Consider the following 11,053-nt stretch of genomic DNA (forward strand, 5'->3'; position numbering starts at 1 on the left):
CCCCTATAATTCCGGTCTGGCTTTATGGTGTTCAGTTGCCTGTTCAAAGGCGTGGGCAACTGTATAGATCGTTTCTTCAGCAAACGGCTTGGCTATAATCTGCAGGCCAACCGGCATATTGTCCGAGAAGCCGCACGGCACAGAAATCGCCGGAATACCAGCCAGGTTTACCGGAATGGTTAGAATGTCGTTGGCGTACATCGTGAGCGGATCATCAAGCTGCTCCCCGAGTTTAAATGCAGTTGTCGGAGCTGTCGGCCCGACGATAACATCATAGTCGGCAAATACTTTTTCGAAGTCCCGTCGGATGAGTGTACGTACCTGCTGGGCCTTCTTGTAGTACGCATCATAATAACCGGCGCTCAAAGCAAAGGTTCCAAGCATAATCCGGCGCTTCACTTCTTCGCCGAAGCCTTTGCTGCGGGTTTCTTTGTACATTTCCACCAGGTCCTTCGCGTTTTCATCGCGAACGCCGTAGCGGACACCGTCAAAGCGGGCCAGGTTGGCTGAAGCCTCTGAAGAAGCAATTAAATAGTACGCAGCGACTGCGTATTTTGAATGCGGAAGGGAGACTTCCTCCCATACTGCTCCCTGTTCTTCGAGGACTTTCAAAGCTTCAAGCACACGCTCTTTAACGCCTTCATCCACCCCTTCCCCGATGTATTCGGACGGCACGCCAATTTTCAGGCCTTTGACGTCCCTGCCGAGTGCCTCCAGATAATTTGGCACCTGCACATCTGCGGAGGTCGAATCATTTTCCGAATGACCGGCAATCTGCTGCAGTACGTAAGCATTATCTTCAACCGAACGGGTAAGCGGTCCGATCTGATCTAGGGAAGAAGCAAAAGCAACAAGACCGTAACGAGATACGCGTCCGTAGGTAGGCTTCAAGCCGACAACTCCGCAATAGGAAGCAGGCTGGCGGATGGATCCTCCTGTATCAGAGCCTAACGAAAACAGCACTTCGCCGGCTGCCACAGAGGCTGCTGAGCCGCCGCTCGAACCGCCCGGAACGTAATCGGTGTTCCACGGGTTTCTCGTTTCCTGCACGCCGGAGTTTTCCGTCGAGGACCCCATGGCGAATTCGTCCATGTTCAGTTTCCCGACGGTGACCGTTTCTGCTTCTCCGAGTTTATCCATCACGGTCGCATTATGAACCGGATCAAAGTTTGCAAGCAGCTGACTTGCGCAGGTGGTCCGAAGGTCCTCGGTGATAATATTGTCTTTAATACCTGCCGGCATGCCAAACAAAAACGGCACCTCGCCACCGTTTTGAATAAGCTTGTCGAGCTTTTCAGCCTGCTCGAGTGCCCGTTCTTCATTTAACGTTAAAAACGCTTTTACGTCTGTATCTACTTCACGGATACGGGCAAATGAAGCTTCCACCAGTTCGGTGACAGTTACTTCCTGGTTTTTTATCTTCGTATGTAACGATGCTACACTTTCTTCCAAAATGGACATACGTTATCTCCCTTCTTTTACTCCAGCACGGATGGTACTTTCACCTGGCCGTCTTTTTGGTCCGGCGCATTTTTTAATGCTTCCTCCCGGTCAAGCGATGGTTGAATGGTATCTTCACGCAGTACGTTGTGAATATCCAATACGTGGGATGTCGGCTCCACGTCAGTCGTATCGAGTTCATCAAGCTGTTCAGCAAATCCAATGATCGCATCAAGCTCTTCGGTCAGTTTTTCCAAATCCTCATCAGAAACGGAAAGTCGTGCGAGATGGGCCACGTGCTCCACATCTTCTTTTGAAATATGAGCCATCAGTTTTTCCTCCTTTGAATGCTTCTATCGTTCTTCTGTTGGGACAATACTCTGATCATATCAAAGAAAAAGGAAAGCGGGCAACTGTGCCCACTTCCCGCGCTCACAAATTACTCATTGTATACGTGAACGTACATATCTTCTCCCGGTTCATTCGTAATTAACGCTTCCTGACCGGAGGAGGAATTAATATTCACTTCCACTTCAAGACCGTTTGGAAAAATGTCTTCTGTCTTATCCGCCACGTGCTGGGTGAAGGCAATAATTTCTGTTTTACTGTAAAATTGAATTGGAATATCAATCGTCAGGCTGTCGAGTTCACCATTAACGTAATGACCTTCTCCAACTACACCGACTGTATTGTCAAAAAAGCTGTTCACTTCATTACTAAACTCATCGAACATTTCGGAATCAGAACGGTTATTTTCTTCTGCTTCCGAAGACGGGAACAAATAGTTTGATTCATTTAATTCATTCCAGTTTCCGGGCTCCTGTCCCGGGTCAGCCATACCGGTTGCAATAAACGTTCCCGGCACGCTCGAGTCTCTCGGTGCCTCCTGGAAGACGGTAAACATGATCGGCACTTCTTCAATCTGGTCTGCATTATCGCGTTCGTCGTTTCGCAGGCGCTGGGTAATTTCCTCTGCAATACGCTGCGCGTCCTCAAGAGCGTTTTCTTCACTGATGGACTCTTCAAGCCACGGTCCGTATGTACCGTCTTCATATTCCTCGCGGAAGTAATATGTTTCATTCATCGACAGCCCAATGACAATACCGCCAAGTTCAAGGCCGTCGCTTCCCTCTTCCATGTAGTTATGTTCAAGCAGGTTGGACATTGTTCTCGGTTCACCGCGTTCGCGCTCCTCAAACTCGTCTCCTTCACTCCCGGCAAGCGGCGGATTCAGTCCTCTCGGCCTTGTCGTTGGTTCCCCGTCGCCTTCTTCGCCTTCCCGCAGCAGCCAGTTATTTAACTCACTGCGTTCAATGACCTGGCCTTCCCGGAAATAGTAGTTATCCTGACTGAACTCTTCCGAAGCAAGCTCCTGCATGCCTATTTCCATCCGCTCCAGATCAAAGCGGTTATAAACAATGGAATTACTGAGCCCCCGGGATTCCCCTGTGACGTACTGGCCATCGTCAGTGAGCACCGCCCGGTAGTACTCATCCAGACTTGGAATGCCGGCGCTCAGCGACAGTTCTTCCTCTGATTCCGGCTGAGAGTTCTCTGATTCTGATTCACCCCCGCCAAACAACCCGCATCCTGATAATGCAAACACGGAAGCAGCTATAACAAGGCCGGCTCTTTTCCGCATAATATCATTTCCTCCATTCCCGGCGTTTCCTTCCAGATATTTTTCCTCTTTTGTGCATCCAGAGGCTTACATTTTTTTCTTTCCCATCTCTATCTTAGAAGGTATGCCCGAGTGAAACAAGCTACTTTTATCTTCTTTTTATTCACTTGTTTGCTCAATTAACTGCTGTTCGTCCCAGACGGTCACGTCCAGTTCTCTCGCTTTTTCCAATTTAGAGCCGGCTTCTTCTCCTGCCACCACGATATCCGTATTGCTGCTGACGCTGCCGGTAACCTTTCCACCCAGCGCCTCAATACGTTCCTTGGCGTCCTTGCGGGTTAATTCCTGCAGCTTGCCGGTAAGAACGACCGTTTTACCGCTGAACACTGTATCTGTTGCCTGTTCAGATTTCCGCGGGCCTTTATATTCCATATTCAGCCCGAGCCGGCGCAGCTCGCCGAGCAATACCGAAACGTTTTCCTGTTCAAAATAACTGACAATGGAATCTGCTACCTTCTCACCAATATCATAAATGGCAAGAAGCTGGTCTTTATCTGCCTGTTCAAGTGCCTCCATCGTACCGAATTCTTCCGCCAGCGTCCGGGCCGCTTTGGAGCCGACAAACCGGATGCCAAGGCCGAACAGTAAGCGTTCCAGTGAATTTTCCTTGGACGCTTCAATCGCTCTCAAAAGATTATCAACGGATTTTTCTCCCATGCGTTCAAGCTCAAGCAGTTCATTCCGGTCGAGCTTATAAATGTCTTCAATCCCAGAGACTAATTGATGCGAAAACAGCTGCTGAATCACTTTTTCTCCGAGGCCATCGATATTCATCGCCCCCCGGGAGACAAAATGAATCAACGCTTCCTGCAGCTGTGCCGGGCAGTTTGGATTCATGCAGCGAAGAGCCACTTCCTCTTCGAGACGTACAAGCTCTGTCCCGCAGGAGGGGCATTCTGTGGGCATTTCAAATTCCCTTTCATTTCCTTCGCGGAGCTCGGTTAGCACCCGCACGACCTCCGGAATAATATCTCCGGCTTTTTTAACGACAATCTGGTCTCCGAGTTTGATTCCCTTTTCCCGTATCAGATCTTCATTATGAAGCGAAGCCCGCTGCACTGTCGTTCCTGCCACCTGAACCGGCGTCAGCTTCGCCGTTGGGGTCACTACGCCGGTACGTCCAACGCTTAAAATAATATCCTCGAGCGTCGTCACCTTTTCTTCTGCCGGAAATTTATAGGCCGTCGCCCAGCGTGGACTTTTTGCTGTAAAGCCCAGGTCCTCCCGTTGGCCTAGATCGTCCACCTTGATAACGATGCCATCGATTTCATAGGAGAGCCCGTTGCGGTTTTCCGTCCAGTAGTCTACAAATTCCAGTACTTCTTCAATGGTTCGGCATTTTTTCGTTTCCGGGTTCACTTTGAATCCGAGCTGATCCATAAAATCAAGCGATTCGGCGTGCGTATTCACATCCAGCTCATCATCGTTGCCGGCACCATACAGAAAAATATCCAGGTTTCGCTTGGCCGCAATTTTCGGGTCAAGCTGCCTGAGGGAGCCCGCAGCTGCGTTACGCGGGTTGGCAAACGGCTCTTCTCCATTCTTTTCCTTGTCTTCATTCAGACTGAGAAACGAGCGCTCCGGCATAAACACTTCTCCGCGCACTTCAATATCCACTGCTTCTTCAAGACGCAGAGGGATCGCCCGGACCGTTTTCAGGTTATGGGTAATATCCTCTCCGGTTGTGCCGTCGCCCCGGGTCGCCCCGAGCACAAAGCGTCCATCCTCATAGGAAAGCGATACGGCCAGGCCGTCTATTTTCAGCTCGCACACGTATTCCACATTGTCACCGGTCACCTGGCGCACCCGCCTGTCAAAGTCACGCACATCCTGTTCGTTGAAGGCATTTCCGAGGCTCAGCATCGGAATCCGGTGCTGCACCTTGCGAAAGCCTTCCAGGGGCGCTCCTCCAACCCGGACCGTCGGAGAATCGGGAGCCTGCAGATCCGGGAAATCATTTTCAAGCTGGATCAGCTCCTGCAGCCGTTCATCGTATTCAGCATCCGGCACGATTGGATTATCTTTAACATAGTAATAATAGCCGTATTTATCCAACAGCTCACGGAGTTGTTCTACACGTTCTTCTGCTTGCTTTCTCTCCATCGGCTTCGTCCTTTCTACGCTTTTTCAATTGGGGCAAACGTGGCCATCAGCCGCTTGACACCTTCGCTCGGAAAAGCAATATCGAGTTCCATGTCGTTGCCTTCACCTCGTACGCTGACAACGGTGCCGGTTCCCCATTTTTTGTGCTTAGCCTTGTCGCCAATATTCCAGGAAAGGTCACTGCCGCCGCTTGGCGTCGGTGCTTTGCTTTCCCGGGGAGCGGCCGTTGCAGCCTGGCGTTTGCGCTCAAACGGGGAAGCCGTTTTTCCACTCGCAGGAGCCTGCTGCTTTTCTTCACGCCCGGAAATCAGCTCCTGTGGGAGCTCCTGAATGAACCGCGACATTGGGTTTGCCTGCGTTCGTCCGTACTGCATCCGCATGGAAGCGTGGGTCAGGTGAAGCTCCTGCTCGGCCCGGGTCATTCCAACGTAGGCGAGCCTGCGCTCCTCTTCCATCTCTTCGGGCTCAAACAGTGAGCGATTGTGCGGGAAGATTCCTTCTTCCATCCCAATAAGAAATACGGTCGGGAATTCCAGTCCCTTGGCGGAGTGCAGGGTCATCATAGCTACCTTGTCCCGCACGTCGGTGTCATCATTTTCATTTAGGTCAGCCACAAGTGCCAGATCCGTTAAAAAGGAAATTAACGATTTGTCCTCACTCCGTTTTTCAAACTCCTGGGCGACTGTCATAAATTCTTCGAGGTTCTCGAGGCGGCTCTGTGACTCCAGCGAGCGTTCATTTTTCAATGCTTCCCGGTAGCCGGTTTTCTCCAGGAGCTCTTCGACCAGTTCGGTGACCGAAAGGTAGTCCTGCATCTGCATCCAATGCTTCATCTGCTCGGCAAAGGACTGCAGCTTTTTGACCGGCCCGGCGCCAAGACCAATCTGATCGGCCTCCTGCAGCGCATGGATGAGGGAAATATCCTGACTCGCAGCATACTTTGTCACCTTTTCCATCGTGGAAGCTCCGATGCCTCTTTTAGGCACATTTACAATCCTCCCGAGGCTGATGTCGTCATCCGGATTTGCCACCGTCCGCAGATAGCCAAGCAGATCCTTGATTTCTTTCCGGTCGTAGAACTTGGTGCCGCCGATCATATTGTACTCGACGCCTGATTTTACAAACATTTCCTCAATCACACGGGACTGCGCGTTTGTCCGGTATAAAACGGCAATATCACCGTGGCGTATATCCTTCTTTCTCGTAATTTCTTTGATTTTATCCACTACGTAATACGCTTCGTCGCGTTCGTTGGAGGCCTGAAAATAGTAGATATTTTCCCCATCCGGATTCGACGTCCAAAGCGTTTTTTCTTTACGCCCGGCATTGTTTTTAATCACTTCATTTGCCGCGCGCAGAATCGTTTTCGTCGACCGGTAGTTCTGTTCGAGGAAAATCGTAACTGCTTCCGAATAGTCCCGCTCAAAGGAAAGGATATTTTGTATATCCGCCCCGCGCCATTTGTAGATGGACTGGTCTGAATCCCCTACAACGCAGAGGTTGTGGCGCTTTGCTGCGAGCATATTCACGAGCATGTACTGCGCCCGGTTGGTATCCTGGTATTCGTCCACATGAATGTACTGGAATTTCCGCTGATAAAACTGCAGCACCTCCGGCACGTCTTCAAACAGCTGGATCGTTTTCATGATCAGATCGTCAAAGTCAAGGGCGTGGTTGTTCCGGAGCCGCCGCTGGTACTCTTTATACACATCCCCTGCAATTTCTTCGAACGGCCCTTCTGCTCTTTCTGCAAACTGCTTCGGTGTTTCAAGCACATTTTTATTGGACGAAATCATGCCAAGGATCGCCCGTGGTTCAAACTTTTTCGAGTCGATATTCTGATCCTTTAAGATTTGCTTGATAACAGACAGTTGGTCGCTTGAATCCAGTATCGAAAAGTTCCGGTTATAGCCGATCCGGTCGATATCCCGGCGGAGAATGCGGACGCACATCGAGTGAAAGGTTGACATCCAAATATCCTCGGCCACCGGTCCGACGAGTTTGCCGACACGCTCCTTCATTTCTTTGGCAGCTTTATTTGTAAAAGTAATCGCAAGAATTGCATAGGGCGGGATCATTTTTTCTCTAATTAAGTAAGCAATCCGGTGGGTCAACACCCGGGTTTTTCCGCTTCCTGCCCCGGCCATAACCAGAAGCGGACCTTCTGTGTGCTGCACCGCTTGTTTCTGCGGCTCGTTCATTCCGGATAACATGCGCTCAATGATTTGTCGCTGCATGATGCCACCGCCTTTCATAAGTATTAAGGAACATACGTTCCTGTTTTAGTATACCGAATATTTTTGATTCACGCTACGGCCTGACCGCTTTGACGGTCTGCACTGCTCTCTTTACATCCTCATACACAATATCTCCGACTACGATGGTATCTGCGTAAGCAGCCATTTCCGCTGCCTGCTCTTTCGAACGGATACCGCCGCCGTAAAAGAGCCTTGCTTCGTGTAATGCTTCCCGTGCTTTCTGAACCATTCGCACGTCGCCATATGTGCCGCTGTATTCTATATAAAAAATCGGAAGATGAAACAGCCGGTCCGCCATCGCGGCATATGCTTCAATATCTTCGTCCGTCTGTTCCGTCCTGGCCTTTGTTAATGCTGCTGCCTTGGCATCCGGATTTAAAATACAGTATCCTTCCGCGAGTACTTCCTCCTGCTCGAGCGCGGGGCCCATTTCCTTCAGTGCCTGCTGATGCAGCCCAGTAATCCAGCGGGCATCTCCTGCGTTTAACACCGTCGGCACGAGGTAGCAGTCAAAGCCGGGGGTCACCGCTTCTATATTTGAGATTTCAAGCGCACAGGCAACTGGAAACCGACGCACCCGGGCCAGAAGATTCAATGTATTATCAAGGGTAACCCCGTCGCTTCCTCCCACAATGACCGCATCTGTTCCCGACTCACATATTTTTTCTAAATTCTCGTCGCTGATCGCTTTCGCCGGATCCAGCTTAAAGACATGTTTCCATTCTGAATATGATAACATCCTGACGTACTCCCTTTATGCAAATAGATAAGCCCAGACAGGCTCCGATTTGAAGCTGCTAAGATCTGAAACGGCCAAACCTTCCGGGCCTTTCCGCTTTTCGTTCCTCAGTCTTTCATTATACCAAATCCACCGCTGTTCCTAAATAAACTTATTCCGTTTCCCCCGCAAAAAAACTCCCATCCGGCAGTCCGGCGGGAGTTTTATACGCGTCTGTCTGTACGCTCTATTGTGAGTCCTGTTCCTGTTTTTCATCATGCACACGGTCGAGAGTCATTTGATAACTGTCGTTTCCATAATTCAGGCACCGTTTCACTCTTGATATGGTTGCGGTGCTTGCACCGGTTTCCAGTTCAATTTTGTGATACGTATATCCGTGCTGAAGCATTCTTGCTACTTCAAGCCGCTGGGCAAGTGATTGAATTTCATTAATCGTGCATAGATCGTCAAAAAATTCATAGCACTCATCGATATTTTTTAACGAAAGGATCGCCTGAAAGAGCTGATCGAGCTCTTTCCCCCTTAATTTGTCAATCTGCAACACACTACACTCCTTTTTGGCTACGTGACAGACGAAGGTATTTATTCATAAAGCGACGCGCAAAACAGTTTCATCCAGGCTGAAACTAGCTGATATCAGTACCTACTTTTACAGTTTAACGCATAATGGCAGGAAAGAGTACCATTTTTTTATGAACGTCATATATACCTTTTTGCGTAACCCTGATATACGGGAGATGAGTCGCTGCAAAAAATAAGAGAGAATAAACCGGATCCTCATGCGGATAGCCCCGGGTTTTCAGCGCGGCTACCATTTTTTCATGCTCAACAATAACCTCTTCCATCGGCTTCGAGGACATCAGGCCGAAAATATCCAGGGAAATATGCTCCACCACTTCCCCTTCCTCGACGAGAAAAATCCCGCCTTTATTTTTGATGAGTTCTTCGGCTGCTTTTTGCATATCTTCCTTATGCTTGCCGATCATAATAATATCACCATTGTTATTAAAGGAGGACGCGAATCCGTCCACCTTGGTTGCAAACCCTTTTAAGATCGTATTAACGCGCCATTTTCCGTACCGGTCAATGACCATGAAAAAGGACTCGTCGTGGGTTTTCCACAGCTCATCATTGTTTGCTTCAATGCCGATATGGTAAGGCTTTAAAATAACGGAATTCATCAGCTCGATTCCCATCGGCATCGAAAAGTGAAAGTCGCTGTCCTTTAATTCCCAGTCAATTTCAAGCGGGGTCACCCCGTACTTTTCCCATTCGAAGGGCTTTTTCGGATACAGGTTCGTTTCATTCCTGTATACCCACTGGCCTTTAGCAAGCACGGCTTCAGGCCTAGGATCGCGTTTATCCGATAAAATATTCAGATGGGCAAGCCGCCCCGGGGCAATCATGCCGATCAAATTATCGAGACCCAGGTGAACCGCCGCATTATACGAGCCCATTTCATACGCATCGATTTCGGGCACGCCCTTGTCCAGGCAGATTTGAATGGTCCGGTCAATAACACCTTCTTTATAAAAGGCCGGGGTGGACCCGTCAGTATTCAGCGTAAAACGGCGAAAGTCCGTGATTCCGGCCTCAAGCAGCCCTTCGATCATGTCCGGAAGGTCCGGCCGGATCGAAGAGTAGCGCAACGATGTGACGAGACCTGCGTCCAGCCGGCGAAGCGCTTCCTCTGCTGTCATCGCTTCATGCTCGCCATCCACGCCGAGCAGTGCCATCTGCGTAATCGTCGATACCGAGGAGCCCGGAAGGTGTCCTTCAATCGGCTTATTCAGTTCCTTCGTGTATTGCATCCAGTGCAGGATCGTATCGTTACCCGTCATCACTTTAGGCCACGAGGTCAGCTCTCCCCCCTGGACGACGAGCGGATGCTCCAGCCAGTCCTTCATGTTCGACGGCGAAAACCACCGGTCTTCTTCCTCCAGCTCTGTCTGGGAATCGTACCGGGCCCACCAGAACATGGACGTAGGAAGCTCCCCAAGATCTTCAATGGCAGAAAGCGCCTGGTATTTCTCCATATTTAAAAACAAAAACAAATTATCGTTCACAAGTGTAGTCGTTCCACGCACGGACGCGTACTCCGCCAGTGTCTGCGGGCTGTACAGCTGGAATGGGTGAGCGTGTGGTTCAATATAACCCGGCACCACCCATTTTTCGCTGCAGTCGACGATTTCCGATCCGTCTGTTTTCTCCGGCCATTCAGGCCCGGCGTACATAATGCGGTCGTCATATATCCATATGTGCCCGCGGCTCCAGCTTTTGCGGGCACTATTTAAGTATGTTGCATCTTTTAAAATAATAGAGGGAGCTGTTTCTCCCCTCATCACGGAAAGATGGTCTCTCAATGTTGATTTGCTCCAATGATACAGCTTATTTGCCATCCAAACATCTCTCCTCCTGCACACAGTTCGTTGCTCGATTTCATTTTCCCTATCATATCACAAATGTAAACGCTTTTTTATACTTTCAGGTGACAATTTTGAAACGTTTTCCTTTTTTACAACTGTTTTCATGATTTCACAAAAATAGTGAAACAGTTTCAGTTAATTGTCAGAATTCACTTAAAATATTAGGAAATTTTATTAAAAAACCGATAAAACTGTACTAATATTTTTATCCTGCTCATTGTAACAGAATCCTTTGCCCGGGAGAAAGAAAATGACAGGAAATATAACATAAATTTCATATTTGCTTTGCAAAGTTCATAAAAAAACTGTTTCTGCTGACGGCAGAAACAGTTTTCAGGCTGTCGAGAAAGTCTCCTTTCTCGACAGTTTTTTTGTAGGCAAGCGCCCCGAAGGGTCGTATACTAAA

8 protein-coding genes are annotated in these 11,053 nt (G+C 49.3%); all 8 read right to left on the reverse strand.

What is annotated here, in order from left to right; translation table 11 throughout:
- Nucleotides 1-3: 3 nt before the first annotated feature.
- Nucleotides 4-1,461, reverse strand: a complete 1,458-nt coding sequence (gene gatA, locus ACTRXG_RS13315) for an Asp-tRNA(Asn)/Glu-tRNA(Gln) amidotransferase subunit GatA (protein WP_474281751.1) — start codon at nt 1,459-1,461, stop codon at nt 4-6.
- Nucleotides 1,462-1,478: 17 nt separating this feature from the next.
- A complete protein-coding gene (gene gatC / locus ACTRXG_RS13320; protein WP_091615876.1) occupies nt 1,479-1,769 on the reverse strand; it encodes an Asp-tRNA(Asn)/Glu-tRNA(Gln) amidotransferase subunit GatC in 291 nt (96 codons plus the stop codon).
- Between the two features lie 110 nt (nt 1,770-1,879).
- Nucleotides 1,880-3,082, reverse strand: a complete 1,203-nt coding sequence (locus ACTRXG_RS13325; protein ID WP_474262454.1) for a CamS family sex pheromone protein — start codon at nt 3,080-3,082, stop codon at nt 1,880-1,882.
- Nucleotides 3,083-3,220: 138 nt separating this feature from the next.
- A complete protein-coding gene (ligA, locus tag ACTRXG_RS13330) occupies nt 3,221-5,224 on the reverse strand; it encodes an NAD-dependent DNA ligase LigA (protein WP_474285400.1) in 2,004 nt (667 codons plus the stop codon).
- 14 nt (nt 5,225-5,238) lie between these two features.
- A complete protein-coding gene (gene pcrA / locus ACTRXG_RS13335; RefSeq protein ID WP_474285402.1) occupies nt 5,239-7,461 on the reverse strand; it encodes a DNA helicase PcrA in 2,223 nt (740 codons plus the stop codon).
- 73 nt (nt 7,462-7,534) lie between these two features.
- Entirely contained in the window at nt 7,535-8,221 is a 687-nt protein-coding gene (pcrB, locus tag ACTRXG_RS13340) for a heptaprenylglyceryl phosphate synthase (RefSeq protein ID WP_474285403.1), read from the reverse strand.
- Between the two features lie 226 nt (nt 8,222-8,447).
- Nucleotides 8,448-8,762: a YerC/YecD family TrpR-related protein gene (locus tag ACTRXG_RS13345; protein ID WP_022793704.1), complete on the reverse strand. Its 315-nt coding sequence runs from the start codon at nt 8,760-8,762 to the stop codon at nt 8,448-8,450.
- 115 nt (nt 8,763-8,877) lie between these two features.
- The gene (locus tag ACTRXG_RS13350; RefSeq protein ID WP_474285404.1) at nt 8,878-10,620 is read right to left on the reverse strand and encodes an adenine deaminase C-terminal domain-containing protein; all 1,743 of its coding nucleotides are present in this window, start codon (nt 10,618-10,620) and stop codon (nt 8,878-8,880) included.
- Between the last annotated feature and the right edge of the window lie 433 nt (nt 10,621-11,053).

This window comes from Marinococcus sp. LNSP9103-4 (genome assembly GCF_056034345.1).

What these genes read in the sequence shown, in the direction of transcription:
- ACTRXG_RS13325 (WP_474262454.1), bottom strand. Translation starts at nt 3,082, where the DNA reads ATGCGGAAAAGAGCCGGCCTTGTTATAGCTGCTTCCGTGTTTGCATTA.
- ligA (WP_474285400.1), bottom strand. Translation starts at nt 5,224, where the DNA reads ATGGAGAGAAAGCAAGCAGAAGAACGTGTAGAACAACTCCGTGAGCTG.
- ACTRXG_RS13350 (WP_474285404.1), bottom strand. Translation starts at nt 10,620, where the DNA reads ATGGCAAATAAGCTGTATCATTGGAGCAAATCAACATTGAGAGACCAT.
- pcrA (WP_474285402.1), bottom strand. Translation starts at nt 7,461, where the DNA reads ATGCAGCGACAAATCATTGAGCGCATGTTATCCGGAATGAACGAGCCG.
- gatA (WP_474281751.1), bottom strand. Translation starts at nt 1,461, where the DNA reads ATGTCCATTTTGGAAGAAAGTGTAGCATCGTTACATACGAAGATAAAA.
- pcrB (WP_474285403.1), bottom strand. Translation starts at nt 8,221, where the DNA reads ATGTTATCATATTCAGAATGGAAACATGTCTTTAAGCTGGATCCGGCG.
- gatC (WP_091615876.1), bottom strand. Translation starts at nt 1,769, where the DNA reads ATGGCTCATATTTCAAAAGAAGATGTGGAGCACGTGGCCCATCTCGCA.